The organism is Ensifer sp. R-19, assembly GCF_049905105.1.
Taxonomy (GTDB): Bacteria; Pseudomonadota; Alphaproteobacteria; order Rhizobiales; family Rhizobiaceae; genus Ensifer.
In genome coordinates, this window is record NZ_CP184570.1 from 2,021,172 (window position 1) to 2,048,049 (window position 26,878).

Genomic DNA, 26,878 nt, shown 5'->3' on the forward strand with positions numbered 1-26,878 from the left:
TCCCGTCCGTCATCGCTGCCTCGCGAGCGCCTCGGTCAGGATCGGAACGAGTGATCCGACCAGTGTGCGCAGCGACCTCAGCGCTTCGAGGTCTGGCTTGCCGGTCCACTCGTCCATGAAGGTCTTCTTGAACTCGATCGCGATCGCGCAGCCCGTATCGGGAAAGTGCTCGTGGATGAAGCGCGTCTGTTCTCCGCGTCCCTGGAAGGCAATGTTTTCACGCACATCCACAGGCCGACCCGCGAGCGTGGTGGCGCTGATGGCAGCGACCAGCGTATCGATCACGTCGGCCCATTTGGCCCGATCCATGGAGGAGGTTCCGATGTTGATCTCGGGTGCCTCGGCGATATCGGCCGGTTCGGCCTCCGGCCCCTGCCGCCGATGGTTGTAGCTGTGTATGTCGAGCACGATGAAGCGCTGATGGCGGCGCTCGATCGCCGTCAGCATCGACCGGAGCATGGCATAGTATTCGTCATGGACGGCAAGGGATGTTTCGATCAACTCCGCAGGCGGCTGCTCCCGCCAGACGGAAAGACCCCAGGCCTGTGCGGGCTGGAGGTAGACGGCGCCTACGCGGGCACGATTGATATCGACCTCGAAGCGCGAGCGATGGACGACGATGCGGTTGGCAAGGTCCCGGATGATGAATTCGGTGAACGGGTCCTCCTCGCGCAGCCTTTCTTCCTCCGTCAACGCCACCAGCGCCCGGGCATCGCTGCGCATGGCATGCCCATTGTGGATCGCGGTGCCGACGATCGGTCCATCGCCGCGATTTACGGTCCACCAGGCGTTCTCCGTGGCTGAACGGAACTGTTCCGTCGGCTCGCGTTGCATGTTCGCTCCCGCATGCCCTCACTATGGGCGCTTCGGGAATGCAACTCCCGGGCACGCCCGAGAGTTCCGCAAAGATTCAAAATTCCATGGCAGATCAGTCCGGTTCGGGGTGCCGTTCTCGGTTCCCGCTTCAGCGCGATGACACCCCGATTTCGCCGAGGATCCATTGGCGGAAGGCGCTGATCTTCGGTGAATTGCGCCGCGTCTCCGGGTAGACCAGCCAGTAGGCATGGTCGTCGTTGCAGAGAAGATCGAAGGGCTGGACGAGGCGCCCATCGGCCAGCTCGGCGGCGAAGAACGCCGGCGTCAGGATCGCCACGCCCTGGCCGGCCGTGGCGGCGTTGCCCTCATAGGCCTGCGCGCCCATGCTGGCGCCGGGACGACTGGAAAGCCCCTCGGCAGGCACATTCGCGGCCGCAAACCATTTCGCCCACCAGGGATCGCCGGGATCGAGCAGCGGCAGACGCAACAGATCGGCCGGCTCCTTCACCCCGCCGATACTGGCCGCAAGGTTCGGGCTGAGCATAGGGGTGAAGTCGGCGTTGATCAGCCGGTGCGCCACAAGCCCCGGCCAATCGCCGCGGCCGGAGCGAATGCCGATATCGACCTCCTCGCGGCTGAAGTCCACCAGGTGAGGCTCCGTTTGAAGGCGGACGGCAAGGGAAGGGTGGGCGATCTGAAAGGAGCCAAGACGCCGCGCCAGCCAATTGGAGGCGAACGTGGCGATCGTGCTGATGACAAGCGTTCCCTGGGCGCCGCCGCGCGCCGTGACATAGGCTTCGCTGAGCTGCTCGAAGGCCTGCGTGACCGCCGGAGCGAGCCGCTGTCCGACTTCTGTCAAGGCAATCTGCCGCGGTCGGCGCAAAAACAAGGGCGCGCCGACCCGATCCTCGAGAACCTTGATCTGATAACTCACCGCGGCCTGCGTCATGCCGAGCTCGGTTGCGGCCTTCGTGAAGCTTCCATGCCGGGCGACCGCCTCGAAGACGCGGATCGCCGTCAATGGTGGAAGCGGAAGTGTCTTATGCATTAAATGGCCTTATGCATGGTAAGCGATATTCGATTGGAAGGTGATGCCGCTCGTAACCATTTTCAAGATCCGTCCATTAGACGGATTGATGAAGAGGATGACGGCTATGACAACCATTCAAGTACGTAGTTTTTCGTCGACAAACGATTTTTCCGCGCGCTCCTGGCTGGCGCTTCTGTTCGCTCGAAAGCGCCGTGCGCTCGAGGTCGTCGATGTCAGAGACCTGTCGGATCACCTGAAACGGGACATGGGCTTCCTCGATGGCAACCGCCCCGACGCGAAAGACCTCCCGACCGCTTGAATACTTTCGACCTGGGCGAGCCTCCCATCGCCCAGGTCCACCAATGCCAAGGGCATGACACCGCCGCCGCCTCCTTCCTCCGTTACACTACCCCTGCACTCGCAGCTCCGACGTCCGCCAAAAGCGGAGCAGTTTTTCATCTCTCGCTCGCTCTTTGGGTCAGAATTCCTTTAATCTACTATTTGAGTGGATAATCTCGGAAGGCTCGGTCAGGAATCGAGCTGGGCAGAAACGCCCTCCGGTCGGCGCAGGTTTGCGTTGATCGGCTGAAAATGAGGTCCGAGATGAGTATGCTGCGGCAATTTGAGCGTTTGAGCGCAATTCGCGAGGTCCTGCAGGGCCGTTTGGAACTGCACGAGGCGCGGGACTGTTTCGGCTTCGACGATGTCGAGGACGGCACGGCCAATGAGCTCAGGGACCGCATCGCCGAACTCTCCGATGAAATCTCGACCTTAAGAAGTCGTTGCGACCGATACGAAAGCTTCGGCCGTCAATGACCAACCCGAAAGGCGGCAGCACGTCGCCGATGAATGGACCATCCCCATGACCTTGCATGTGAATTCACGCGTCGCGGATCACGCGATCAATCCGCTTTTTCTCGAACGCTGGTCGCCGCGGGCCTACTCGGGCGAAGAGATTTCCGAGGCCGAACTGTTCGAAATCCTGGAGGCCGCCCGCTGGGCGCCATCAGCCTACAATGCCCAGCCCTGGCATTTCGTCTATGCCCGCCGCGGCGGACAGGACTGGGAGAAGCTGCTCGGTCTTCTGAACGAGTTCAACCGCAGTTGGGCAAAGGAGGCTTCGGCCCTCATCTTCGTGCTGTCGAAAACCTCCCTGCTGCCGCCAGGCGCCAGCAAGGAGGTGCCTTCCTACACCCATTCCTTCGATACGGGCGCCGCCTGGGGCGCACTCGCCCTGCAGGCGGCCCATTCCGGCTGGCAGGCGCACGGCATGGCCGGCATCGACTACGACCGCGCGCGGGCCGAACTCGAAGTTCCCGAAAACTACCGGATCGAGGCTGCCGTCGCGATCGGACGCCTCGGCGATAAGGCTCTGCTTCCGGAGGCTCTGCAACAGCGCGAGCAACCAAGCCCGCGCAAAGCCCTCTCCGAAATCGTGTCTGAAGGGCGCTTCGTGGCCGGCTAAGCTTCGGCAGACTTGGACGGGGAGCGGGGGTACATTGCCGGCCCGCTCTCCTCAGCGATCGTCCGTTTCATCCTTGCTCGTCGCGTTCAGCGCCTGAACGCTGATGGCCGCGACGAGGCCGGTCAGGACGATGCCGGAAAAGCCTATCACCAGAGCCAGCAGCCGTGCGCCCAGGTGTTTGGGCGTGATGTCGCCGTAGCCGATCGTCAGCCCGGTGACGAAGGTGAAATAGAGGGATTCATCGAGCCGCCATTCCTCGATGCGGCCAATGATGACACCGCATCCGGTCATCACGATCAGGATTGCGGAGAAGATCGGCCAGAGCACCTGAAGTTGCTGGTAGAGATTGGAGAAGAACAGGCGCCGCATTCTTTTTGAATGGCTCCTGCGATGAGATTTCGCCACGCAACCCTCCCTCTCGCCAGGTAGGAAGCCCGCCGTGCTAACGATTCCGTACGCCTGCGACGGTCCGCCTTGGCTTCGCTCCCTGCCGCCGAAATCCCCTCTCGGCCCGGCACCCGCAGTCCTCAAGATATCCGCAAGTCGAGCAGCCTGCCAGCGTCTGCTTTGGTAGGCGACAAGTGATGCCCGAAGTGTGGCTGAGGCGTTCCTTGCAACGGATTTTACCCAGTGCTATCGCTTTAGAATAACTTCATGAAAGCTCCTGCCAGAGGATAGTCCGGATGGCATCGAACGAGCATTCGCCTGTCGGCGACGGTCGCGGTGCCACTGCGGGTTTCCGGCTCGACGTGATTGCAGGTCTCACGGCCGCTGCCGTGGTTCTGCCAAAGGCGATGGCCTATGCCACGGTCGCCGGTCTGCCTGTCAGTGTCGGTCTCTACACCGCCTTCGTGCCGATGATCATCTACGCGCTTCTCGGCACGTCCCGGGTGCTGAGCGTCTCGTCGACCACGACCCTTGCCATTCTCGCCGGAACACAGCTCGGCCTTGCCGTACCGGATGGCGATCCCGGCAAGTTGATAACGGCAACCGCGACGCTGACGGCGATGACCGGTGGGCTTCTCATCCTGGCTTCGCTTCTCCGCTTCGGCTTCGTCGCCAACTTCATCTCCTCGCCGGTCCTGATCGGCTTCAAGGCCGGCATCGGCCTCGTCATCGTGCTCGACCAGGTGCCGAAGCTGCTTGGTCTTCACATCACCAAGGAAGGCTTCTTCCGGGATATCCTCAGCATAGCCGGCCATCTGTCCGAGACCTCGCTACTGACGCTTGCGATTGCGGCTGCGGCGCTGGTGGCTCTTCTTGCGATGGAGCGGCTCTGGCCGCATTCGCCGGCGCCGCTTCTGGCGGTGGCGGCAGGCATTGCGCTTTCCTGGTTCGCCGGCCTCGAGGCGCTCGGTGTCTCCACCGTCGGCTTCATCCCGCAGTCTCTGCCTTCGATCACGCTTCCGAGCCTCGGTCTTGCGCGGGAGCTTCTGCCCGGCGCGCTCGGCATCGCCTTGATGAGTTTCACCGAGACCATCGCCGCCGGGCGTGCATTTGCCGCCCCCTCCGACCCGCCGATCAGGGCGAACCGTGAATTGCTGGCAACCGGCGCTGCAAATCTCGGCGGTGCGCTTTTTGGCGCCATGAGCGCCGGCGGCGGAACATCACAGACGGCCGTCGTGCGTGCCGTCGGTGGACATTCGCAGGGGGCGTCGCTGGTCACCGCGGCGGCAGCGGCTGCCACGATGCTGGTGCTGGCGCCCATGCTGGGTCTGCTGCCGCAGGCGGTCCTGGCGGCAATCGTCATCGTCTATTCGATCGGGCTTATCAAACCGGCGGATTTCTGGTCGGTCCGCAAGGTCCGGCGAATGGAGTTTCAGTGGGCGCTGGCGGCCTTCCTCGGCGTGCTGCTCTTCGGGACGCTGCAGGGCATTATCGTCGCGATCGTGCTTTCCTTCATCGGACTGGCCCGCCAGGCGGCATCGGCGAAGGTCTATGTCGTCGGCCGCAAGCGCGGCACCGATCGGCTCCGGCCGCTGTCACCGGATCAGGACGACGAGACCTTCGAAGGGCTGCTGATCCTTCGGCCGGAGGGGCGCCTGTTTTTTGCCAATGCCCAGCAAGTGGCAGACCAGGCGCAGATGCTGGTCGCCAAGCACAAGCCCAAGGTTCTCGTGCTCGACATGAGCCGGGTCTTCGATATCGAATATTCCGCGCTGCAGATGATGATGGAGGGCGAGCGTCGCATCAGCGAACACGGGGTCACCGTCTGGCTGGCCGAGCTCAACCCTGATGTGCTCGCCTATGTGCGAGCCTCCGGTTTTGCCGATCAGCTCGGCCCCGATCGCCTGTTCGTCAACACGCGCACTGCCCTTCAGCATTATCTGGCGAGCACCGCCCCGGCTGCGGCCTGATTCACTCCGCGATCAATTCTCCGGAGCCGCCGAATGCCGGGGGGAAGTCGCGATACTTGGGCAGGCCGTCCTTCATCGGCAGCACCGTCTCCTGATAGTTGACGTGGAGCGCGGGTTTGAACGGCAGTGCCGGGATGACCGCAGCAAAGACGTCCGTCACGCCCCAGAGCGGATGCTCGGTCATGAGGTGACCGCCGCAGGCCTTGCACCATTTGCGCACACTCGTCGCGGTCTTCTGGTAGCCGACAAGATTGTCCGCGCCCTTGACGATGCGGACCTTCTCGGGCGGCCAGAGCGTGAAGGCATTCACGGGTCCCGCCGACCACGTCCGGCACGAATTGCAATGACAGAAGCCCATGGCGGCCGGATCGCCGCTCACTTCGATCTCGACTGCGCCGCAGAAGCACTTTCCGTTGTAGCTGCCGTTCGCTGCCATGACTTTCTCCTTTCGGTTCGCGCCATCCGGAGAACGGGCTCTCGCCGATGACCGCTGTGAACCATGGCTGAGCGTGTCACGCCTGATCCTGAGGTCAACGCCTCCTTTCGAGCTAGGTTTGCGCTTCGGCCCTGAGGCTGGTCACCGGATGAGGCTTTGCCGTAGCGCGATGCGGGCCGACAAACCGCCGCCCTGCCGGTTGCGGAGCTCGAGCTCCGCGCCGGTACGATCCAGCGCCCGTTCGACGATGCTGAGGCCCAGGCCGCTGCCGACCGATGTCTTGAAGCGGCCGCGGAAGAAGCGCTCGGTCACGTGCGGCATCTCCTCGTCGGGAATGCCGGGGCCTGTGTCGTTGATCACAATGACGAGGCGGCCGGCCGCCATCTCGCAGGTGCAGGAGACTGTTGCGCCAGGCGGCGAATGGTTGATGGCATTTTCCAGGAGGTTGCGCGCCGCCAGGCGAAACAGGTCCGGATCCATGTCGATCTTCGCACCGAAGAGGTGCGGGGCGATGGCGACATCGACCCGGTGAGCCTGGCCGGCGAGTTCGGTCCGAAGACCTGTCAATATTTCACCGACATTGAAGGCTCCTGCTGGCTTGGCACTCTCGGAGGCTTCGACGGAGGCGATGTCGAGCAGTTGCCGCACCAGTTTGCCGGTCCGGTCGACCCCGGCGACAATCTGGCCGAGCGCCTTCTCACGGATCTCGCCGTCGTCGCTGGCAAGCGCGACCTGGGCTTGCGTCTTGAGGCCGGCCAGAGGCGTGCGCAGTTCGTGGGCGGCAAAGGCGATGAAGTTCTGTTCGCGCTCGCGGGCACCGGCGACGCGGGCGAAGAGGCCGTTCAGCGATTTCAACACCGGGCTGATTTCGCGCGTCGTGCCCACGTCTTCGATCGCGTGCAGATCCGAAGCCTCGCGCGCGGCGAGATCGCCCGCAAGTTTGCGAAGCGGTGCCAGTCCGCGCCCGACGCTGAGCCAGATCAGCACGGCGAGAAGCGGGATGATCAGCAGCGCCGGCAGCAGCAACCCCTTGACCAGATCGTTGACCAGCCGGTCGCGGATGCGCAGATTGTCGCCGACGAGGACGCGCACGCCGAGGCTGGCGTTCTCGACCGCGAAAACCCGCCAGGTTTCGCCGTTGATGACGGTTTCCGAGAAGCCCATCGCATGCGGCGCGAGCGTCGTGTCGGGAGCGCTGTCCGACTTGCCGATCAGCGTGCCGTCCAGCGACCAGATCTGGCAGGAGAGCTGCCGGTCGTAGTGCGGGTGCTCCAGAACCGGAATCTTGATCGCGCTCTGCGCCGGACGGTTGGCGTCACCGTCGCCTTCCTCCTTCATCATGTCCGGGCTGACGATCAGCGAATTCACCATGCGCGCGGCCTCCATCAGTCGCGCGTCGAGCACACGCTCGACCTCGGCGCGCGTGCTGAGGAAGATCCACACCGTCGCCGACAGCCACAGCAGTCCTGTCGTGATCAACAGTATGGCGAAGAGGCGGGTGCGCAGCGACCGCATCAGCCGGCCCCACCCAGCCGATAGCCGATGCCCCGGACGGTTTCGATCAGGCCGGGGCCGAGCTTGTTGCGCAAATGATGGATGTGGACCTCGACGGCGTTGCTTTCGATTTCCTCCTGCCAGCCGTAGAGCCTGTCTTCGAGCCTGGTTTTCGAAAAGATGACGCCGGGGTGTGCCATCAGCGTGTGCAGGATCGAATACTCACGCCGCGAGAGTTGTACCGGCTTGCCCGCCTGTTCCACCGATTGCCGGGCGGGATCGAGCCGCAGGCCTGCCCATTCGATCGCCGCCGTCGCGCGGCCGGTAGACCGCCGTGACAGCGCCCGCATCCGTGCGGCCACTTCGTCGAGGTCGAAGGGTTTCCCGAGGTAGTCGTCGGCGCCGGTGTCGAGGCCGGCCACGCGATCGCGAACCGTGTCGCGGGCCGTCAACAACAGCACGGGAGTGTCATTCTGGCTGGAGCGCAAGTCCTTGAGGATATCCATGCCGGAACCATCCGGCAGCATCAGGTCGAGCACGATCGCGTCGAAGCTGTTGGCGGCGAGTGCCGTCGCCGCCGCGTCGCAGGTGCCGACGGCATCGGTGGTAAATCCGGCCAGCGCCAGGCCGACCTTCAGCCCGTCTCTGAGGATATCGTCGTCTTCGACGATCAGGACTCGCATTGCTATTCCTCACATTTTTGAGAGCGGAACTCTTAACTCGCTCCCTTAAGGCAGCCTTAAGGTAGGACTTCCCTCTGAAGCGGCATTGCAACAATCGAATCGTTGAATGCCCGATATGACCGAACCAAACGAGCCCTCTTCATCCACGACCGATCACAAGACCGGCATCACGCTCACCCGCCGTAGCCTTGTCGTCGGAGCAGCCTCGCTGTTCGTCACTGGTTGCGCGACCGCGCGTCCAACGCCGGCGGTGGTGCCGGCGGCAACAACACCCGTTCGCGCCGTGGCCGGGCCGACCGTGCCGCCGATGTACTACGCGATGCCCGATGAGCAGTTTCCGATCCCTGAGGTGAAGGTCGCCGAGGTCGATCCGAAGTTCTGGCGACAAGAGGTGGATTATCCGAGCGGCGAGCGGCCCGGCACCCTCATCGTCGATCTGCCGGCGAAGTATCTCTATCATGTGCTGCCCGGCGGGAGGGCGATGCGCTACGGCATCGGCGTCGGTCGCGAGGGTTTTGCCTGGTCCGGCCGCGCGATCGTCGCCTACAAGCGCAAATGGCCGCGCTGGACGCCGCCCGACGAGATGGTCGCGCGCCAACCGAAGCTCGCGCCCTACAGCATCGCCAATGGCGGCATGCCGCCGGGCATCAAGAACCCGCTCGGCGCCCGTGCGCTCTACATCCACAAGGACGGCAAGGACACGCTCTATCGCATCCACGGTAGTCCCGAGGCGCATTCGATCGGCAAGGCGGTCTCGTCGGGCTGCATTCGCCTGCTCAATCAGGATGTCGTTTATCTCTACGATCAGGTGCGCGACGGCAGCACCATCGTCGTCATTCCGGATCCCACGAAGGGCGATCTGGCCATCGGCTAAGGCAGCCAACGGAGGTGGCGCGGGAATTCTGCAACACTCCGGAAACGAGTGCTCTCGGCAGGCGGCGATCCACCCCAAAGAATGATTTTCACCACATTTCGGTCACGGTTCGGCCCAACAGCCTTGGGCCTCTCCTCGGAACATTTCCAACCGAAATCCCCAACCTGGAATAGAATAAAGTGTCGATGAATTTGTCCCGCCGCTCGCTGCTCGCGGTGATCGCCAGCTCTGTCTTGAGCGCTTGCACGCAGATCCCGAAACCAGAACCGAAGCCGAAGCTGATCGAACCGATCGCCGGGGATGGTGGCTCGCCGGAGAAGGCAGCCGATGCCGCGGGCGTGGCGACGAAGACCTTCGACTACGCCAAGGTCTATGGGCCGGTGAAGGACGAGGGCTACGACGTTCCGGGCATCCAGTACGGTGAGATCAAGCCGCAGTTCCTGCGCCAAGAAGTGGCCTACGCCACCAACGAGCCGCCCTATTCGATCGTCGTCGATACCCAGACAATGTTCCTCTACTACGTACTGCCGGGCGGTCGCGCCATCCGCTACGGCGTCGGCCTCGGGGCCGCGGGGCGCGCCTGGAAGGGGCGCGCGGTCGTGCACTGGAAGCGCAAGTGGCCGCGCTGGACAGTGCCGGACGACATGGTAGCGCGCCAGCCGCACCTCAAGAAATACGGCATCGACGCCGGCGGCATGGATCCGGGCCTCGACAATCCGCTCGGCGCGCGCGCCATGTACATTTTCCAGAACGGTCAGGACACGCTCTACCGCATCCACGGCTCGCCGCAGTGGCGCTCGATCGGCAAGAACGCATCCGCCGGCTGCGTGCGCATGCTGCAGCAGGACGCGATCGATCTCTACGATCGCGTCCGCGGCAAGACCTCGCTTCTCGTCCTGTGACGCGCGACGCTTTGGCGTGATTTTCCAGCTTTCACCGGACGGATTGCCTCAGAGCGGTTGAGGCGGAGGAAGCCCGTCCGGTCCCATTTGCATATAGTCCTGCGGCTGCGGCAGTGGCTGCGAATCCGGAAGTGGCTGGGAGTCCGGAAGTGGCTGTATTTCCGGCATCGGCTGCGATTGCACCATGCCCCCGCCCGTGAGGTCAGTGACGACGATCGGCGTGCCGTTTGGCACCCGATTGTATAGGTCGACCACGTCCTGGTTGATCATGCGCACGCAACCCGAGGATACCGATTTGCCAATGGTCCACCATTCCGGTGAGCCATGGATGCGGTAGAGCGTGTCCTCGCCGTTCTGGAAGATATACATGGCGCGCGCGCCGAGCGGGTTCTTGAGGCCGGGGTCCATGCCGCCGGCCTCGATGCTGAATTGTTGCAGCTCGGGCTGGCGCGCCACCATTTCGTTCGGCGGTTTCCAGCGCGGCCATTCGCGTTTGTACTGGATGACGCCGCGCCCGGCCCAGGCGAAGCCGGCGCGCCCGAGGCCGACGCCGTAGCGCATCGCCTGGCCGTTCTCGTAGACCCGATAGAGAAAGTGGTTGCCGACGTCGACGACCAGCGTTCCCGGCTTCTCGCCGGTAGGGTCGGCGACCATCTGGCGATAGTAGCGGGGATCGATCTTCTCGTAGGGAATGGCCGGCAGCGGATAGGGTTCGTTCGGCTTCTCGCCGTACATATCGGCAAGGAAGGCGTTCGCCTCGGGCACAGGTTCCGGCGCATAGGAGCGCGTCACCGTCGGCCGCGTCGAGGCACAGCCTGCCAATCCGGCGGCCGCGAGCCCCGCGGAGAGTTGCAGGAAGGTGCGGCGGCGGATCTCTCTTTCAGGCATGGAACCCTCGATCGTCCTGTGTTCGCTTCTGGCGATGCAACCGATCTTTTAGGTCAATTGTGCGTCGCCAGCCGACGAACGATCACAGGCCAGCGTAGGGATCGGCCAGCGCCGCTTCGGGTCGGCTGATAGGATACTTAGTTCCCGAGATCTTCGCTGCCAGCTTTTCGGCGCCGTTTTTCTCGAGAAGCGCCCGGAAGCTCGGATGCATGCCGCCGTCGACATAGGCATTGAGCGGTGCCGGCGTCTGGTTTGCCATCAGGCCCGCGAGCTTCGCGTCCTCCGATTGCAGCTTTGCCACCAGCCCGGCTTCTGGCGCCGTCGCAGCGGCGGGGCAGGCCGCGAGCGGATCGGACGGCTCGCCATCGGCGAATTCGGTGTTGAAGACATAACGGCGACCGCAGGCCGAAACCTTCGGCTGGCGCCTCGTCGTCTGGAAGATGTCGTAGCCCTGCTTGATGTTCTTCCAGAACTCGAAATTCGGATCGCCGCGGTGCTTGGCCATGTTTTCGGCGGTCATGCGGAAAGGATAGGCCTGCACCTGGAAGGTGCCCTGGCCGCCGGCAAGCGCACGCTGGACGACGGAGTAGATCTCGCCGACGCCCTGGTCTGTCAGTGCGTAACAGCCCGACGACGAGCAGGCGCCGTGCACCATCAGCGCTTCGCCGGTGTAGCCGAGCGCTGATTCCAGCCGGTTCGGATAGCCGAGATTGAAGGACAGGAAATACTGTGACTTCGGATTCAGCATGCCGGCCGAGACATGGTAGAAACCCTCCGGCGCCTGGCGGTCGCCCACCTTCGTCTTCGGGCCGAGCTTCCCCGACCAGCGGCACATGGGGTAGGTTTTCAGCAGGGCGTATTGGCCCTGCTTGTTCTGTTTCCAGACTTCCAGTTCGCTTTCCTGCTTGAAGATGCGTACCAGAACCGGACTTTCCGGCTTGCTGCCGTTCTTCGCCATGGCGGCGATCAGCTTGGCCGGGATCGGCGGCGGTTCGCGCACGTCGTCGGCATCGAGCGCCATGCAGCTGGAAAGCGCAAGTGCCATCGCGCCGATCGCCAGAGCATGCCGCATCCGACGCACCTGCGTGAAAAACTTGCCAATGGAGGGCGTTTGGGAAGAGGGGCTCTGTATCGTCTCGCGCCGCATGCGGGCTCCTGGCTATGCTGCCGCCGCCCAGCGTCTTGCGTTCGGCGCGGTTACCGACGGCATGCGTTCGACGCACAGCGGGTCGGCTTTAGTTCAGCGATTAAGCGGTGGCAGCCCTGGCTGCAAGCCTTTGTCCTGGGCGCTGGCGATCAACAATACTTGAACGCGCGCCGCCATAGCTGCCCGCCGATTGGGTCGATGTTGAGACAAGATGGTGAATTTTTTCTCAACGCGGGCGCCGGATTGCCCCAGGCGCGTCAGTCCCGTGGCTCGCTGCCGGGCGCGTAGACGGTCTTCTGCCTGAACGCAAAAACGTTGCCGCAGCGGCAGCGGACCATGTGCTTGGCGGGGTCGGGAGAGGTGCGCTCGGTCGAAAAGCCCTTGGGCATGACGTCGATGAGAAAGCCGCGATTGCCGCCCTTCGCCTTGTCATTTTCAGAGGCTTCGGCGAAACCGGACGCCCCGCATTTCGCGCATTCCAGCTTTCTCGAATAACGATCCCGCGACGCCATCTTCCATCACACCTGATTGCGCTGCCGCGCCGTTCCGTCGAACCCGGACCTACAGGAGCCGGCCTTTCGGTTCAAGCTCGGCTGCTGTCATGACCGTCATTTCTCGCGCTCTATTGGGTGGGATGCATCGAGAAGCCGCAGGGGCATGCGACATCAGGCTTACCGATATCCAGTGACATCGGCCGGCTTGTTTGCCTCCATCACCTCGCGCATATAGCGCCAGCAATCGGGCCGCGAGCCGTCAAGATCGGTGAAACCGTAAACCTGAGCCAGTCCGCCGCTCGACAGCGACTGGCCGTTCCAGCGCGCCCTGTCCGGATCGGCCGCCAGAGCCGCCACGGCGCGGCCGACGAAGCGCGGGCTTTCGGAAATGACGAAGTGCGGCTGGACCTTGGTCCCCTCCAGCCAGTTTTCCTCGGTCGCCTGAAAATGCTCCAGCATCATTTCGGAGCGCATCCAGCCGGGCGTGATCGAAACCGAGGTCGCACCGTGCGGCGCCAGATCCTTGGCATGGGCCCAGGCCATGCGGTTGGCCCCCACCTTGGCGAGGTCGTAGAAGGGGGAAATGCGGTAGTGAGTGGCATTGTACTCGGCGGTGCCGTCGGTGACCTCGACGAGCAGCCCGCCCGGCTTCTCTATCATCAGGGGCAGGGCGTAGTGCGCGGTGATCAGGTGGGTGTCGATGCCGAGGCGCAGAAGCCTCAGGCCGTTCTCCAGATTGTGCTCCCAGACGGACTTCTCCCACTCGAACAGGTTTTCTCCGCCCCAGACGTCGTTGACGAGGATATCGAGCCGCCCCTGTTCACGGCGGATGCGCGTGATCAGCGCTGCGACTTCGGCCGGGTGGAGATGATCGACCTGAACGGCAATACCCTTGCCGCCGAGGCTGGTGACGATGTCGGCCGTTTCCTCGATCGTTTCGGGCCGCTTGTATTCGGATTGCTGTTGCCTTGTGGTGCGGCCGGTCACGTAGATGGTGGCGCCGGCGGCGCCGAGTTCCGCGGCGATGCCGCGCCCGCCGCCCCGTGTCGCGCCGGCGACGAGCGCGATTTTTCCTTCGAGCGTCATTGTTTTCCTCCTTGGGGCCGATAGCCGCTGGTGCTTTCTCTTGAATGGGATATATAAATGATTGTTCGGTTATAAATGAGAGTCAAGATGCCACGACCAAAAACGATGCCAGACGAAGAGGTGCTGGTGGCTGCATTTGCGCTGATGCGGGCCGAAGGGCCGGATGGCCTGACTTTCGCGGCGCTCGCCGCAAGGACCGGCCTTTCTGGCGCCACGCTCGTGCAGCGCTTTGAAAACAAAACGAAGTTGATCCAGCGCGCGCTCAACCAGGCCTGGGACGGCCTTGACTGCCAGACGGCGGAGCTGGTGGCGACGGTGCCGAGAACGCCGGAGGGAGCCATCGCGCTGCTCGTCGGCCTGTCCGGCGATTATGGCGCCATCGAATCCTATGCCGACGATCTCCGGATTCTCCGCGAAGACCTGCGGGACCCGCTGCTGCGTGCGCGGGGAGCGAAATGGCGCGACGTGCTTTCCGGCGTGCTCGACGAATGTCTTTCGGGATTGCCCGCGGCCGCCCCTGGACTTGGACTCCTGATGGCATCGCAATGGCAGGGATCGCTGCTCTGGTGGAGTTTCGACCCAGAAGTGCCTGTCGCGGAATTCGTCGAACAGAGCCTGCGGCGTTTCGTTGAGGCCTTTGCAAGGCAACCGACGGCCTGAGGTCAGCGCCACGGCCTTACAGTCACCCGGTTGTCAAATCGCCGTGAGATGGCCGTGCGGTGGATGACGGCGGCGGAAGATCGTCTTAGATGCTGATCCATGTTCAGATTTGCTGCCGCTCTCTTCGCCCGGATCGTCGCCGTGGCACTCGTCGTCCTGACGTTTCTCAGCTTGCCGGCGGCTGCCCAGGTGGTGGCGCCGGTTTCGACCTTGCTGGAAGAACTGGCTTCGCGGCACGAGCTTGAGCCCCTGAAGACCGTGATCGTCGCGCGTGACGGCAAAGTCCTCGCCGAGCGCGGCTATCGCGGCAACCGCGTGACCGACTCGACCAACATCAAGTCGGCGTCGAAATCGATCATCTCGGCGCTGGTCGGCATTGCGATCGACAAGGGATTGCTCGAAGGGCCGGACCAGAAGATCGCGCCGATCCTGAAGACGGAACTGCCGGCTTCGCCCGATCCGCGTATCAACGACATCACCATCGGCAACCTGCTGTCGATGCAGGCCGGGCTTGGCCGGCTGTCGGGGCCGAACTATGGCCGATGGGTCGCGAGCAGCAACTGGGTGCGTACGGCGCTCGCTCAGCCCTTCGACGACGACCCGGGCGGTGCGATGCTCTATTCCACCGCATCGACCCACCTGCTTTCGGCGATCCTGACGAAGGTCAGCGGCAGGTCGACCCTGGCGCTGGCACGCGACTGGCTGGGGCCGCTCGACGGTTTTCGCATCGGATCTTGGGATCGCGATCCCCAAGGCATCTATCTCGGGGGCAACCAGATGGCGATGAGCGCCCGTTCCCTGCTTGCCTTCGGCGAACTCTACCGCAATGGCGGCCGCGCGACCTCAGGCCAGCAGCTGGTGTCATCAGAATGGATCGCAGCATCCTGGCAACACCGCACCAATTCGCGTTTCTCCGGGGACGAGTACGGTTACGGCTGGTTCGACCGCCAGATCGCTGGCGAGGAGGTACACTTCGCCTGGGGCTACGGCGGGCAGATGCTCTACATCGTGCCGAGCCTCGATCTGACCGTGGTGATGACCTCGGCCGAGAGCGGACCGTCAGCCCGCAACGGCTACCGCGATGCTCTACACTTTGTGCTCGGCGAGATCATCACAAGGGTGGAGGCCGCTCCGGAAACGGACGGGTGACAGGCCGCGTGCCGCTCATGCCGGCTGGCGCGTGCCCAACAGCGGCTCAGGATGCCGAGATTTGAAAGGTGAGAGATGTTTGCCACGAAGACAATCGAGACCGGCGACAAGCCCGAATTCTACCGCGAACTGGCGAGCCAGCTCGGCGGGCTTCTGCATGACGAGCGCGACTTCATCGCCAATGCCGCCAATTTTTCCGCCCTCGTTTTCGATCTGGTGCCGGATCTGAACTGGGCCGGCTTCTATTTCCTGCGGCCGAATGACGAGCTGGTGCTCGGGCCGTTTCAGGGCAAGGTCGCCTGCGTGCGCATTCCGGTCGGTAAAGGGGTCTGCGGGGCTGCCGCCACGCAACGGCAGACGATGCTGGTGCCCGATGTGCATGCCTTTCCCGGGCATATCGCCTGCGATGCCGCGTCCCGCTCCGAGCTCGTCGTGCCTTTGCTCAAGGATGGCAGAGTGCTCGGCGTGCTCGATCTCGACAGCCCGAGCCCCAACCGTTTCGATGCCGAGGATCAGGCTGGGCTCGAGGTGCTCGCCGCGATTTACGTCGCGGCGAGCGATTTCAGTTAGATCGGTAGCTGGGCGCTAGCCTTCAAAACCTTCGATGACGATCTTGCCCTTGGCAGCACCGGTCTCGATGCGGCGGTGGGCTTCGCGCAGGTTTGCGGCATTGAACGGCGACAGCACCTCGGCAAGCGTCGTTTTCAGCCGTCCGGCATCGATCTCGTCGGCGACGAAGGACAGCAGCCGGTGCTGCTCGATCATGTCAGGCGTCTGATGCATCGGGCGGGCAAACATGAATTCCCAATGCAGGCTCGCCGCCTTGGTCTTCATGCCCGCCATCGGCATTGGCACGTCGGTGTTGTCGATCGAAACGATGCCCCCTTGAGGCCGGATCAGCTCGACCGCGTCGTCCCAATGGCGCATATCGTTGAAGATGGCGATGTGGTCGACATGGGAGAAGCCGAGCGCCCTGACCTGGGCAACCAGCGGCTCGCGGTGGCTGACGACGTGGTCGGCGCCGAGTTCCTTCACCCAGGCGATAGTCTCCGGCCGCGAGGCCGTGGCGATCACGGTCAGCCCGGCGCGCTTGGCAAGCTGGATGCCGATCGAGCCGACGCCGCCGGCGCCGCCGACAATCAGGATCGACTGGCCGCGATCCGCACCGTCCCGGTCGATCCCGAGCCGGTCGAAGAAGGCTTCATAGGCGGTGATCGTCGTCAGCGGCAGGGCGGCTGCCTCGGCGAAGCTTAGCGACTTCGGTTTGCGCCCGACGATGCGCTCGTCGACAAGCTGATACTGCTGGTTCGTGCCGGGCCGCGTCAGGTCGCCGGCGTAGTAGACATGGTCGCCGGGCTTAAACAGGGTCACATCCGGGCCGACCGCTTCGACTACGCCGCTGGCATCCCAGCCGAGTACGCGCGGCGTTTCCTCGATCTTGTCCTTCGGCGCGCGCATCTTCACATCCACCGGATTGACGGCGACCGCATGGACGGCCACCAGAATGTCATACCCCTTGGGTTCCGGCTTCGGCAGGTCGACATCGAGGAAGCACTGCGGGTCGGAAACCGGGAGATAACGGGTGAGGGCGACGGCTTTCATGGCTTGCTCCTTGTCATGGACGAATGGTCTTGGGCTGTGAATTCGGCGGTGACGAAGACGAGTTCGGCGTCGCCGGTATTGGTCAGATCGTGCACGAAGGCGGTCTCCGGCGTCAGGTCGCTGAAGTGGCGCGTGTCGCCGGCGCGGTAGACCACGTCCGTGACCTTTCCGCCGCCCGAGCGCGAGCGTGCCGTACCGTCGGTCAGCGCCGTCCAGAAATAGGGCCGGTCGTGGCGATGGGGGCGAAGCGTTTCACCGGGCTTCAGCCGCAGATGCCAGACGCGCAGGCTCTCTTCCTCTAGCACCAGCTCGGTGCCAATGTGATCGTTGACCAGGGCTTCCGCGCGCTCGTGTTCCGTCAATGGCGCGCTCATGCGGCGTCCTCCAGGGCCGGATAGGTACAATATCCGTCGGCACTGCCGCCGAAAAGCTTGGTTCCGTCGAAGGTCGCAAGCGGCAAGCCTTCCTTCAGCCGGCGCGGCAGGTCCGGATTGGCGATGAAGGAGCCCTGACCCTGCGTCGAGGCCGAGGCGCGCTGCGCATAGTATTCGGCCATCAGTGTATTCGGGACGTTGCCCGGCTGGCTGCTGCGCGCCCGCGTCATCGGCGCAAGCGCGATCCGGTTCGGCAGGGTCAACGAGCCGAGGGAGACAGGAGAAAAGAGCGTTGTCGGCATGGGACGGTCCTCTTGCGGGCGAAATGTCGGAACGGTTTGCGTCAGTTGATGAGCGCGCCGCCTTCGATGTCGATGACGGATCCGGTGACGAATGGATTGTCGATAGCAAAGAGGTAGCCGTGGGCGATGTCCTGCGGCTGCCCGAAGCGGCCGGCGGGCAAGGTCGCTGCGGCGCGATCGAACATGGCGTCGCGGGCGTCGCCGGTCATGCCGGCATAGGCCTCGGTCTGCGTCAGTCCGGGGCTGACGACATTGACGCGCAGCGGCGCCAGTTCCCTGGCCAGGATCTTCGCCACGGCTTCGAGAGCAGCATTCATCGCGGTCTTGACGAAGGTGCCGGGAACAGTCCGGCGGGCGAGAAAACCTGAGGTGAAGGTGATCGTGCCGCCTGGACGTATATACCTGGCCGCTTCGCGGGCGAGCACGATCGAGCCCCAGAACTTGACGTCGAAGGCGGCCTTGGCGGCATCCAGGTCGATATCGGCAACCTTGCCGCCGGGGGCCGAAGAACCGGCCGTGACGACCAGATGGTCGATCGGCCCGAACTTGCGGAAGTAGGCGGCAACGGAAGCGGCGTCGGCGATATCGAGGCCGGTGGCGCGGCTGGCGATCTCGACCCGGCCGGGACGCTGGGTCAGCGCCTTGGCAACGGCGGCGCCGATGCCGCTCGTGCCGCCGATGACGACGGAAACGGTATTGTCATTGAATGTCATGGTCATTCTCATGCTCCAGGGGAATGTGGGGGAACGGGTTCGGAAAAGACGGCTTCAAGCAACGGACCGCCGGGCGTGCGCAGAAACAGCCGGCGCTCGCCGATGTCGCCAAGGTCCATGGTCGAGTAGGGAATGGCGAGCCGGTCGAGCCTGGCCCGGAAGGCTGCGTAGTTGTCGAGCCGGAAGCCGACGTGATCGATAGCCTCGGCGGCCCGGTCGAAACCGCTGCCTTGGCTGCCGATGATGTGCACGATCGGTTTGCCGTCGGCGTAGAGCCAGTAGCCCAGGATGCGCCGGATCGCCGCCGGGCGCTCGCCGACGGTCAGGTCGAAGACCGTCTCGAAGAACGCGCGCGTGCCCGCGATGTCGCCTGTGCGGATGGTTACGTGGTCGAGATGCATGCCGCGTCTCCTTTCGGGAAGGAATTTAGCTCTTGCGGCGCATCCGGATAATTGGCTTATTTCCAAAAGTATATTTCGGAAGAGGCGAAAGATGTTGCTCGACAATCTGGCTCTGTTCCTTTTGATCGTCGAAAAGGGCGGGCTTTCCGCCGCAGGTCGCGAAAAGGGCCTGTCGCCGGCCTCTGTTTCCGAGCGGTTGGCGGCGCTTGAAGCCCACTACGGTGCTGCCCTTCTGAAACGCACGACGCGCGCAATCAGCCTGACGGAGGAGGGCCGTCTGCTGGTCGATGGCGCCCGCCGGCTGCTGGCGGAGGCCGACGAACTTGAGACAGGCATCCGATCGGGTACCCGAACGATCTCGGGGCCGATCCGCCTCAGCGCCCCCGAAGATATGGGACGGCGCTACATCGTGCCGATCCTCGACCGCTTTCTTGCCGAGCACCCTGACGTGACGGTGGATTTCAATCTCACCGACGGCTACGTCGACCTCGTCGGTCAGGGCATGGACTTTGCCATCCGCCACGGCCTTCTCGCCGACAGTACGCTCCGGTCGCGCTCCCTCGGCGAAAACCGCCGGGTCGTCTGCGCCGCACCCGCCTATCTGGATGCCAGGGGCCGGCCGGAGCATCCGGACGATCTTTCCCGTCACGACTGCATCATCATGCGCTTCGGCGCCAATCTCGACAGGGAGTGGGCTTTTCAGGTCGATGGCAAGCCGCACAAGGTCATGGTGCGCGGCAGGCGCGTCGCCAATGACGGCGGGGTGGTTGGGGAATGGTGTCGCGCGGGGCACGGCATCGCGCTCAAATCCGTTTGGGACATTGCCGAGGACCTGGCGTCCGGTGCCCTTGTCGAACTCCTGAAGGATTTCTCTATAGGTGGGACGGGATTGCAGATCGTCTATCCGCCGCTCACCGTCCAGCCGCGCCGGGTGCGACTGCTGATAGACCGCATCGCCTCGGAGCTGAGTTCCATCGAGAGTGTTTTGCCGAGCAAGGGACGAACCTGAAGCCGCCAATCAGGGTCGCGCCCATACCAGACGCCGTGGCCTTCGCGCAACAGTCCTTTTCCAATAGACGGCGCGGCCGGTCCTGACGCAGTTTCGGCTCGTCATGCCGCACGTCAGTGCATTGCAGCACACCTCCGCTTCACTTATGAAACATGAGTAACGTATTCAAGATAAGCGGCAGCGACCCGGGCCGTACGTTCAGGATGATGGTGCGACAGCCGCACGCTGGAGAGGCAGATTGATGACCGATGCGATGGTGCGGGGGCTTCACGAGCGGGAAGAGGGCAGGATCCGCCGCTTCTTCAGCCGCCGCCTCAGAAACCGCGAGGACGCCGTCGACGCCACGCAGGAGACCTTCATGCGCATGCTGGAGGCATCGCGCTCGACGCTGATCGAGAACCCGCAGGCCTACCTGTTCCAGGTTGCCCGCTCGGTGGCGCGGGTCGCGTCCGAACGCGCTGCGCGCGAGCAAGCGATGTTCGTTGCCGACGAAGAGGGCATGGAGCATGCGGAAGACAGGCCGATCCAGGACCGCATCGTCAACGCCCGCCAGTGCCTGCTGATCATGGCGCGCACCATCCAGGGCCTTCCGAACCGCTGCCAGCAGGTCTTCCTCCTCAGCCGCCTGCACGGCCTCAGCAACAGCGCGATCGCCGATGAGCTCGGCATCTCGAGAAATATGGTCGAAAAGCATATCATCCGAGCGCTGCTCGAATGCCGGAAGATGCGCGCCGAGATTATTTTCTGAACCGACGTCAGGTCAAACCGTTCTTTCAACTCTAAGATGATTGAAGCGATTCCCTTGGAGGGTTCGCCTGACGGCATTTTCAGTTCGACCGGAAGACGTGCATGAACGGCAATCGCCAGACCATCGATGACAGCACTCTGGAAGCGGCGGCGACGTGGGTTGCGAAGTTGCAGTCCGACGACGCGACGGCCGCCGACCGTGCGGCGTTCGAGCTCTGGGTTTCCGCACATCCCGATCACCGGATGGCCTATGAAGAATTGCGGGCGCTCTGGAGCGATCTCGGAGACGTGCCGATCCCAAGCGAGCGCCTCGGTGAATTGCGCGCCCAACGCCGCCGTCGGGTCGGCGGTTTCGTCGGGCTCTGTCTTGCAGCGGGTCTTGCCATGCTCTCGCTCGCGACGCCCTACGGCGACCGCTGGCGTGCCGACTTTTACACCGGCGTCGGTGAAATCAGGCGGATCACCCTGGAGGACGGGACCGAAGTCGACATGAACACCGACACGGCCCTCGTGGTTCGCTACGAGCAGGGCCGCAGAAAGGTGCGGCTCCTGCGCGGCGAAGCATTCTTTGCCGTTGCGAGGAACCCGCTTCGGCCGTTTGTGGTCGAAGATGGGGCGCTGAGCGCGATGGCATTGGGGACCCGGTACTCCGTAGGCACGGCCGGTGCAGAACGAGCCGCCGGCGTCCAGGTGGAGGAGGGCCGCGTTGAGGTCGCGGCGGCCGGCCAGAAAGCGATCCTGGGTGCGGGCGAGGTGGCAACGATCGACAAACAGGGACGCCTGTCCCTGTCGAAGACGGATGTCGCGGCCGGGACGGCGTGGCGCGACGGCAAGCTCGTCTTTTCGCGCCGCCCGCTGCGCGACGTCCTGGCGACCCTCGAGCGCTACCGTCACGGCCGAATCCTGCTGCTCGACGAGGCGGCGGGCGGTCTCGAAGTCTCCGGTATCTTCGATCTGCACGACACCGACGCTGCCCTGCAGGTTCTGGAAGCCAGTTTGCCGCTGCGTGTCATGCGGATTTCGGGCCTGATGGTCGTCGTTCAGTCGCGCTAGGAAAAACCCAAGCAGGCAAGGCCGCTCCAGGCCTGGCCATATTCATCGCTCAAAAAAATCGTCCGGTGACGTCAGGAGATCGCGTTCCCCGAACTCTTATTCAGAAGTGGCGGCGCTGCACATGGATCGAGGCAGCCTGCCCAGGAGTTGAGTAGGGGATCTCGGATGAGAATTATGCAGGGTCGCGGATCACGACGCCATTCTTTCACACGCCTGGCGCTTGCCGGCGTTTCTTTCATCGCCTGCGCGACGGCAGTCCAGGCACAGGCGACAACGGCACTGGCCGCGGTCATTGCGCCGAAGGCGTTCGCCGTTCCCGCGGGATCCCTCGAAGCGGGCATCCTGAAACTTGGCCAGCAGGCCGACCTGCGCCTTCTTTATCCGAGCACGCTGACGAGCGGAAAGACCACCAGCGGCGTCAGCGGCACGCTGGCGACGGAAGCGGCCGTTGCATCGCTTCTGGAAGGAACCGGCCTTCGCTATCGCTTCGTCGGTGAGAAGACCGTGCAGATCTTCGATCCGTCGGATGCAACGATCACCACCGGCGCCGTCGTCAAGGATGGCGCGACACAACTCGAAAAAATCACCGCGACCGGTGAGCGGACCGGTGCTGAGGGTATTGTCGAGACCGACGGTTATGTCGCGAAATCGGCGCGCGTCGCCACCAAGACCGATACGCCGGTCATGCAGACGCCGCAGTCGATGTCGGTGATCAGCCAGAAGCAGTTGCAGGACCTGAAGCCTCAGAACCTGCAGGAGGCGTTGAACTATACGCCCGGCGCCCGCGTTGGCCAGTACGGCGCCGAACCGCGCTTCGACGCCTTCAAGGTCCGCGGCATCGACCTGACGCTGACCGGCATCTTCCGCGACGGCCTGCGCCAGATTGCGAGCCCGAACGGCCTCTTCCGGCTGGAGCCCTATGGCGTCGAGGCGATCGCCATCCTGCGCGGCCCGGCGGCCTCCATCTACGGCGCCAGCAGCTCCGGCGGCATCGTCGACATCGTTTCGAAGCGGCCGACCAGCGATCCGCTGCGCGAAGTCGAAGTCCAGTACGGCTCCTACGGTCGGGTGCAGGGCGCCTTCGATGTTTCCGGGCCGCTCGATGACGAAGGCACGATGCTCTATCGCATGACCGGCCTTGCGCGTGACGGGCGCACCGAAATCGAGGCGGTCAAGGACGATCGTCTGTTCATCGCGCCCGCCTTCACCTGGCAGCCGGACGAGGGCACCAAGTTCACGCTGCTCGGCGAATACATGGATTCGACGACCGGTGGCACCTGGGGCTATCTCAACCGCTACGGGCCGGACGGCAAGTCGATCGGCGCGATCCCGACCTATGGTGGCGACGCCCGCTTCAACGATTTCACCCAGAAGCAGGCGCGTATCGGTTATGAGCTCGAACATGAGCTCTCAGACAACGTCACGCTCTTTCACAAGCTGCGCTACTCCGACATCTCGACGCAGCAGGAATGGGTGTTCGCCAAGTATCCGGGCCTCACCGTCGAGGACAATACCGGCGTTGCCAGCGACACCTACCTGAAGTTCGACTTCGACACCGGCGCCGCAGCACACCAGCTCATTGCCGGTATCGACTACAGCTACATGAAATATACCTCGCAGCAGGGCAGCGGGCCGGACCTCTTCACCGACGATTTCACCTATGTGCCGAAGCTGACCTCCACCCAGAAGCAATCGCAAAGCGGCATCGGCATCTATCTCCAGGACCAGATCGAATATGACGCCTGGCGCCTGACGGCGGGCGTTCGTCACGATTGGGTAGACAACAAGTATTCGGTCGACGGCTCACCCTTTGACCGGAACGACAGCGAAACGACGGCGCGCGCCGCGCTTGGCTATGTCCTGCCAAACGGCATGATGCCCTATGTCAGCTACGGCACCGCCTTCGTTTCCAATCCCGGCGTGATCATCAATCTCGGCGGCACCGATACGCCGGCCATGCCGACGCTCGGCAAGCAATGGGAAGCGGGCGTCAAATACGAGATCCCCGGCCAGAACGCGACGATCACCGCCGCAGTCTTCAACATCGACCAGGAAAACGCCACCGTCTACGAAACGTCCTCGGGCCTGAACCTCCTGCGCCAGCTCGACCTCAAGTCGCGTGGCTTCGAACTGGAAGGCACCGCTTCGCTCGACAATGGCTGGAACTTCATCGCCTCCTATTCCTACAACGATGTCGAGATCACAAAGCTGACATCGGAAACGCTCGGCAACCAGCTCAACTCCTCGCCCTACCACATGTTCTCGCTCTGGGCGGATTACGAGGTGCAATCCGGCGTGCTCGAGGGGCTCGGCGTCGGTGCCGGCGTGCGCTATGTCGGATCGAGCTTCGGCGACAACGTCCACACGCCGATCCTGAAGAACCAGGCGCGCACCTTCGTCGACGCTTCGGTCCGCTACGATCTCGGCGCCGCCAATCCGAACTTTGAGGGCGTGCGGCTGCAGCTCAACGCGACCAACCTCTTCAACGAGGTCGAGCAGCTCTGCACCACGGGCTTCTGCTACTTCGACGAAGGCCGCAAGGTCGTCGCCAGCGTCCGCTATCGCTTCTGATGGCGATCGATGCCAAGCCGTCAACAAGGCCGTCGCCCGCCGTGATCTTCTTCGCGGTCGGCGGGCTTTATGTGGCGCAGAGCGTGATCGGTGGGCTGACGATGCTCGGTCTGCCGGCGGTGCTCAGAACCCAAGGTTTGCCGCTCGACCAGATCGGCCTCGTCTATCTGACCGTGCTGCCCTGGGCACTGAAGTTCCTCTGGTCGCCGCAGGTGGAACGCTACCGCCTGCCGGCGATTGGCCGCAACCGCTCGGCTGTCATCGTGATTGCCGGCGGCGCACTCTCTGCCACGATGCTCGCGGTGCTGGGCTTGCTCGGGCCGGAGCGGCTCGCTCCGGTGCTCGCCTGCCTGGTGTTCATTGCGCTCTTCACCTCGACCGTCGACATCGCCTGCGACGGCTTTGCCGTCGAGACGTTGGCCGAAGAACACCATGGCTGGGGCAATGCCGCCCAGGTCGGCGGCTCCTATGTCGGCTCAGCGATCGGCGCCGGGCTGTTTCTGGTTCTGGTCGATTGGTTCGGCTGGGCGCCTGCCGTTTGGGTGATGGCGCTCGTCGTGCTTTTGCTCGGCCTTCCCTTCCTGTTTGGCCCGGGTTCGCGTCCGACAAGCGCAACGCGCAGCCATGTGCCGTCGCTCAAGGCCGCACTGCGGCGACCGGAGGTGCGCAAGGGGCTGCTACTCGCAGCGATCTATGTCTCGGCGCAGAAATGGGGCCTCGCCATGCTCGGGCCTTTCCTCATCGATTACGGCTTCGATCTTGCTTCGGTCGGAGTGCTGAACGGTGTTGGCAGCATGATCGTCGGTTTCGGCGGGGCGTTGTTCGGCGGCTTGCTCGTGCGGCTGTGCGGCGCTGCCACGGTACTGATCGGCGCCCTGCTCTTGCAGGTCACGATGCTTGTCGCCTTCGCCTATGTCGGGGCGTCAGGCGATGTCTCGCGGCCGCTCGTGATGACCCTTGCGGTCGCCAGTTCTTCCGGCGTCATGGCGATCGGCTTCGTGGCGCTCTATGCCCAGTTCATGGGCTGGGCCGATCCGCGCCAGGCGGGGGTCGATTTCACGCTTTTCCAATGCGTGGACAGCCTCGTTGGCATGGCCGGCGGTCTCGGAGCCGGCTGGATTCCGAGCGCTTCGGCTATGCGGCCTTTTTCCTTTGCGCCGCCGGCGTTTCAACCGTCGCAGTGCCTCTGCTGGCTTTTCTTCTACGAGCGCACTCGGTGACGCGAAGAATGCCTGTTTAATCAGTCTTGCGTATGGGAGCCATTGCCGCTCCCAGCGATATCCGCGCCTTCAACCGACTGCTTAATAGTCATACGCTCGCAAGTAGATAATTGGTCGGCCGTCGCGAACCAGGGCGATGCCCTCGTTGCCGTAGAGGGGCGCCACTTTCTTGGTGCGGCACAGCCATAAGGAATCCCCCGCGATCATCGCATCCAGCAAGGGCGCGAGCTCCACACGCGGGTCGGGGAGGCGGTAAACAAGATCTCGTGGAAGACTCTTGAGCCCACCAACCTTCTGAATAACCCACTCCCGAAAACCTTCAGGGGTGGTTTCCTGAACCAATTCAAGATCTTTGCGGTCGTAGTGTAGTCGTGGATCGTGGGCCATGTCGTTGGTCACCTGGATGAGCGCGGATCTAAGCGACGATATCAAGTGCCGGCCGGTTTCGGAACTGCCGGCGATAGCTCGCCGGCGAGATCGAGAAGGCGCGGGTAAAGTGCTGTCGGAGCGAGACGGTCGAGCCGAAGCCGGCCATCTCCGCCACGTGATCGACGGAACAGGAGCCGGTCTCAAGCAGGCGTTGGGCGACGGCGAGCCGCTGCTGAAGAAGCCATTGCGTGAAGGTCGTTCCCGTCTTCTTGCGGAAGTGTCGGGTGAAGCTGCGCAGGCTCATGCCGGCATGATCCGCCAGCCGTTCCAGCGAAAGCGGCTCATCGAGATGCTCGATCGCCCAGGCGATCGTTGCGCTGAGCGGATCGCCGCTGCCCGGAGCGGGCAGGGGCGCCTCGATATACTGCGCCTGGTCTCCGTGGCGATGCGGTGCAACGACCAGCCTGCGGGCGATGCGGTTGGCGATCTCGGCGCCGTGGTCGTTGCGCACGATGTGCAGGCAGCAGTCGATCGCGGCGGCGGTGCCGGCCGAGGTCAGGATATCGCCCTCGTCGATGTAGAGCGCGTTGCGGTTCAGGGCGACCCGAGGATAGGTCCGCTCGAATTCATCGGCCCAGGCCCAGTGCGTCGAGGCTGCTCGCCCGTTGAGCAGGCCTGCCTCTGCCAGCACGAAGGTGCCGAGACAGAGGCCGACAAGCCGGGCGCCCCTGATGTGGGCAGTGCGTAGCGCGTTCAGCAGGTTTTCCGATGGACGGGTGTTCGGGTCATCCCAGGCCGGGACGATGATCGTGTCCGCCTCCGCAAGACTGGAGAGGTCATCTTCCACCTCGATGCTGAAGCCGGACATGGTGCGGACAGATCCGGTCTTTTCACCGGCGATCAGCAGTCGGTAGCGCGGCACGCCGAGCTTCAGCAGGTCGTCGCCGAAGACGATGCAGGGAACGGACAGATGAAACGGGCTGATGCCCTCGAAGGCGACGATGGCGACGGTGTGCATTGCGGTATAAACCCGGTG

Annotated in this window: 30 protein-coding genes and 1 pseudogene; 14 read left to right on the forward strand and 17 right to left on the reverse strand. The window is 63.7% G+C overall.

Features of this window, described 5'->3' with window-relative positions; genetic code table 11:
* Window positions 1-9 precede the first annotated feature (9 nt).
* The gene (locus ACN9MO_RS28555) at window positions 10-834 is read right to left on the reverse strand and encodes an N-formylglutamate amidohydrolase (RefSeq protein WP_057251850.1); all 825 of its coding nucleotides are present in this window, start codon (window positions 832-834) and stop codon (window positions 10-12) included.
* Window positions 835-964: 130 nt separating this feature from the next.
* Window positions 965-1,864 carry a LysR substrate-binding domain-containing protein gene (locus ACN9MO_RS28560; protein WP_112996265.1) on the reverse strand — a complete coding sequence of 300 codons (900 nt, stop codon included), beginning with the start codon at window positions 1,862-1,864 and terminating at the stop codon, window positions 965-967.
* 106 nt (window positions 1,865-1,970) lie between these two features.
* Between ACN9MO_RS28560 and ACN9MO_RS28565 the strand changes: the two genes are divergently transcribed.
* The 3 genes from ACN9MO_RS28565 (at window position 1,971) to ACN9MO_RS28575 (ending at window position 3,311) form a co-directional block, all read left to right on the forward strand.
* Window positions 1,971-2,165 carry a hypothetical protein gene (locus ACN9MO_RS28565; RefSeq protein WP_058329846.1) on the forward strand — a complete coding sequence of 65 codons (195 nt, stop codon included), beginning with the start codon at window positions 1,971-1,973 and terminating at the stop codon, window positions 2,163-2,165.
* 284 nt (window positions 2,166-2,449) lie between these two features.
* On the forward strand, window positions 2,450-2,662 hold the full coding sequence (locus ACN9MO_RS28570; protein WP_057251848.1) for a hypothetical protein: 213 nt from the start codon (window positions 2,450-2,452) through the stop codon (window positions 2,660-2,662).
* A gap of 46 nt (window positions 2,663-2,708) precedes the next feature.
* Complete coding sequence (locus tag ACN9MO_RS28575; protein ID WP_057251847.1) at window positions 2,709-3,311, forward strand: nitroreductase family protein; 603 nt, start codon at window positions 2,709-2,711, stop codon at window positions 3,309-3,311.
* 51 nt (window positions 3,312-3,362) lie between these two features.
* Here ACN9MO_RS28575 and ACN9MO_RS28580 read toward each other — a convergent pair whose 3' ends face one another.
* Entirely contained in the window at window positions 3,363-3,680 is a 318-nt protein-coding gene (locus ACN9MO_RS28580; RefSeq protein ID WP_057251846.1) for a potassium channel family protein, read from the reverse strand.
* 314 nt (window positions 3,681-3,994) lie between these two features.
* Between ACN9MO_RS28580 and ACN9MO_RS28585 the strand changes: the two genes are divergently transcribed.
* Entirely contained in the window at window positions 3,995-5,668 is a 1,674-nt protein-coding gene (locus ACN9MO_RS28585; protein WP_113132499.1) for a SulP family inorganic anion transporter, read from the forward strand.
* Between the two features lies 1 nt (window position 5,669).
* Here ACN9MO_RS28585 and ACN9MO_RS28590 read toward each other — a convergent pair whose 3' ends face one another.
* The 3 genes from ACN9MO_RS28590 to ACN9MO_RS28600 form a co-directional block, all read right to left on the reverse strand.
* On the reverse strand, window positions 5,670-6,104 hold the full coding sequence (locus ACN9MO_RS28590; protein WP_113132498.1) for a GFA family protein: 435 nt from the start codon (window positions 6,102-6,104) through the stop codon (window positions 5,670-5,672).
* Window positions 6,105-6,245: 141 nt separating this feature from the next.
* Window positions 6,246-7,619, reverse strand: a complete 1,374-nt coding sequence (locus ACN9MO_RS28595; RefSeq protein WP_113132497.1) for an ATP-binding protein — start codon at window positions 7,617-7,619, stop codon at window positions 6,246-6,248.
* Entirely contained in the window at window positions 7,619-8,281 is a 663-nt protein-coding gene (locus ACN9MO_RS28600) for a response regulator transcription factor (RefSeq protein ID WP_113132496.1), read from the reverse strand. Before ACN9MO_RS28600 ends, ACN9MO_RS28595 begins: the two co-directional genes overlap by 1 nt.
* A 115-nt stretch (window positions 8,282-8,396) precedes the next feature.
* Between ACN9MO_RS28600 and ACN9MO_RS28605 the strand changes: the two genes are divergently transcribed.
* Both ACN9MO_RS28605 and ACN9MO_RS28610 read left to right on the forward strand, forming a co-directional pair.
* A complete protein-coding gene (locus ACN9MO_RS28605) occupies window positions 8,397-9,155 on the forward strand; it encodes a L,D-transpeptidase (protein ID WP_113132525.1) in 759 nt (252 codons plus the stop codon).
* A 185-nt stretch (window positions 9,156-9,340) separates the two neighbouring features.
* Window positions 9,341-10,057, forward strand: coding sequence for a L,D-transpeptidase (locus ACN9MO_RS28610; protein WP_113132495.1), 717 nt, complete (start codon window positions 9,341-9,343; stop codon window positions 10,055-10,057).
* A 48-nt stretch (window positions 10,058-10,105) separates the two neighbouring features.
* Here ACN9MO_RS28610 and ACN9MO_RS28615 read toward each other — a convergent pair whose 3' ends face one another.
* The 4 genes from ACN9MO_RS28615 to ACN9MO_RS28630 form a co-directional block, all read right to left on the reverse strand.
* A complete protein-coding gene (locus ACN9MO_RS28615) occupies window positions 10,106-10,945 on the reverse strand; it encodes a L,D-transpeptidase family protein (protein ID WP_162733606.1) in 840 nt (279 codons plus the stop codon).
* Between the two features lie 82 nt (window positions 10,946-11,027).
* On the reverse strand, window positions 11,028-12,017 hold the full coding sequence (locus ACN9MO_RS28620; protein WP_113132523.1) for a L,D-transpeptidase family protein: 990 nt from the start codon (window positions 12,015-12,017) through the stop codon (window positions 11,028-11,030).
* Window positions 12,018-12,349: 332 nt separating this feature from the next.
* On the reverse strand, window positions 12,350-12,604 hold the full coding sequence (locus tag ACN9MO_RS28625; protein WP_057251839.1) for a hypothetical protein: 255 nt from the start codon (window positions 12,602-12,604) through the stop codon (window positions 12,350-12,352).
* A gap of 159 nt (window positions 12,605-12,763) precedes the next feature.
* Window positions 12,764-13,672, reverse strand: coding sequence for an SDR family oxidoreductase (locus tag ACN9MO_RS28630; protein ID WP_113132494.1), 909 nt, complete (start codon window positions 13,670-13,672; stop codon window positions 12,764-12,766).
* An 87-nt stretch (window positions 13,673-13,759) separates the two neighbouring features.
* Here ACN9MO_RS28630 and ACN9MO_RS28635 point away from each other — a divergent pair, with 87 nt between their 5' ends.
* From ACN9MO_RS28635 to ACN9MO_RS28645, 3 genes are all read left to right on the forward strand, one after another.
* Window positions 13,760-14,332: a TetR family transcriptional regulator gene (locus tag ACN9MO_RS28635; RefSeq protein WP_113132493.1), complete on the forward strand. Its 573-nt coding sequence runs from the start codon at window positions 13,760-13,762 to the stop codon at window positions 14,330-14,332.
* 99 nt (window positions 14,333-14,431) lie between these two features.
* Complete coding sequence (locus tag ACN9MO_RS28640) at window positions 14,432-15,481, forward strand: serine hydrolase domain-containing protein (protein WP_113132492.1); 1,050 nt, start codon at window positions 14,432-14,434, stop codon at window positions 15,479-15,481.
* Window positions 15,482-15,556: 75 nt separating this feature from the next.
* On the forward strand, window positions 15,557-16,051 hold the full coding sequence (locus tag ACN9MO_RS28645; protein ID WP_057251835.1) for a GAF domain-containing protein: 495 nt from the start codon (window positions 15,557-15,559) through the stop codon (window positions 16,049-16,051).
* Window positions 16,052-16,066: 15 nt separating this feature from the next.
* On the opposite strand, the gene ACN9MO_RS28650 is transcribed toward ACN9MO_RS28645, so the two are convergent.
* From ACN9MO_RS28650 to ACN9MO_RS28670, 5 genes are read right to left on the reverse strand one after another with little or no spacing between them, the layout of a single operon-like run.
* Window positions 16,067-17,083, reverse strand: a complete 1,017-nt coding sequence (locus tag ACN9MO_RS28650; protein WP_113132491.1) for a zinc-binding alcohol dehydrogenase family protein — start codon at window positions 17,081-17,083, stop codon at window positions 16,067-16,069.
* Window positions 17,080-17,457, reverse strand: a complete 378-nt coding sequence (locus ACN9MO_RS28655; RefSeq protein WP_113132490.1) for a cupin domain-containing protein — start codon at window positions 17,455-17,457, stop codon at window positions 17,080-17,082. Before ACN9MO_RS28655 ends, ACN9MO_RS28650 begins: the two co-directional genes overlap by 4 nt.
* Window positions 17,454-17,759, reverse strand: coding sequence for a hypothetical protein (locus tag ACN9MO_RS28660; RefSeq protein ID WP_057251832.1), 306 nt, complete (start codon window positions 17,757-17,759; stop codon window positions 17,454-17,456). The genes ACN9MO_RS28655 and ACN9MO_RS28660 overlap by 4 nt, the downstream gene beginning before the upstream one ends.
* Window positions 17,760-17,800: 41 nt before the next feature.
* The gene (locus tag ACN9MO_RS28665) at window positions 17,801-18,478 is read right to left on the reverse strand and encodes an SDR family oxidoreductase (protein WP_425987213.1); all 678 of its coding nucleotides are present in this window, start codon (window positions 18,476-18,478) and stop codon (window positions 17,801-17,803) included.
* A 2-nt stretch (window positions 18,479-18,480) separates the two neighbouring features.
* Window positions 18,481-18,873, reverse strand: coding sequence for a glyoxalase (locus ACN9MO_RS28670; RefSeq protein WP_113132489.1), 393 nt, complete (start codon window positions 18,871-18,873; stop codon window positions 18,481-18,483).
* Window positions 18,874-18,964: 91 nt separating this feature from the next.
* Here ACN9MO_RS28670 and ACN9MO_RS28675 point away from each other — a divergent pair, with 91 nt between their 5' ends.
* From ACN9MO_RS28675 to ACN9MO_RS28695, 5 genes and pseudogenes are all read left to right on the forward strand, one after another.
* Window positions 18,965-19,882, forward strand: coding sequence for a LysR substrate-binding domain-containing protein (locus tag ACN9MO_RS28675; protein WP_113132488.1), 918 nt, complete (start codon window positions 18,965-18,967; stop codon window positions 19,880-19,882).
* A gap of 241 nt (window positions 19,883-20,123) precedes the next feature.
* Entirely contained in the window at window positions 20,124-20,630 is a 507-nt protein-coding gene (locus ACN9MO_RS28680; RefSeq protein ID WP_113132487.1) for a sigma-70 family RNA polymerase sigma factor, read from the forward strand.
* Window positions 20,631-20,731: 101 nt separating this feature from the next.
* A complete protein-coding gene (locus ACN9MO_RS28685) occupies window positions 20,732-21,682 on the forward strand; it encodes a FecR family protein (RefSeq protein ID WP_057251828.1) in 951 nt (316 codons plus the stop codon).
* A gap of 165 nt (window positions 21,683-21,847) precedes the next feature.
* The gene (locus ACN9MO_RS28690) at window positions 21,848-24,253 is read left to right on the forward strand and encodes a TonB-dependent siderophore receptor (protein WP_082615909.1); all 2,406 of its coding nucleotides are present in this window, start codon (window positions 21,848-21,850) and stop codon (window positions 24,251-24,253) included.
* Window positions 24,253-25,493: pseudogene (locus ACN9MO_RS28695) on the forward strand (MFS transporter). Before ACN9MO_RS28690 ends, ACN9MO_RS28695 begins: the two are co-directional and overlap by 1 nt.
* Window positions 25,494-25,554: 61 nt before the next feature.
* Here the strand turns inward: ACN9MO_RS28695 and ACN9MO_RS28700 are convergent.
* Window positions 25,555-25,860 carry a hypothetical protein gene (locus ACN9MO_RS28700; protein ID WP_156414672.1) on the reverse strand — a complete coding sequence of 102 codons (306 nt, stop codon included), beginning with the start codon at window positions 25,858-25,860 and terminating at the stop codon, window positions 25,555-25,557.
* Window positions 25,861-25,888: 28 nt separating this feature from the next.
* Window positions 25,889-26,860, reverse strand: coding sequence for a helix-turn-helix domain-containing protein (locus ACN9MO_RS28705; RefSeq protein ID WP_112996311.1), 972 nt, complete (start codon window positions 26,858-26,860; stop codon window positions 25,889-25,891).
* Window positions 26,861-26,878 lie beyond the last annotated feature (18 nt).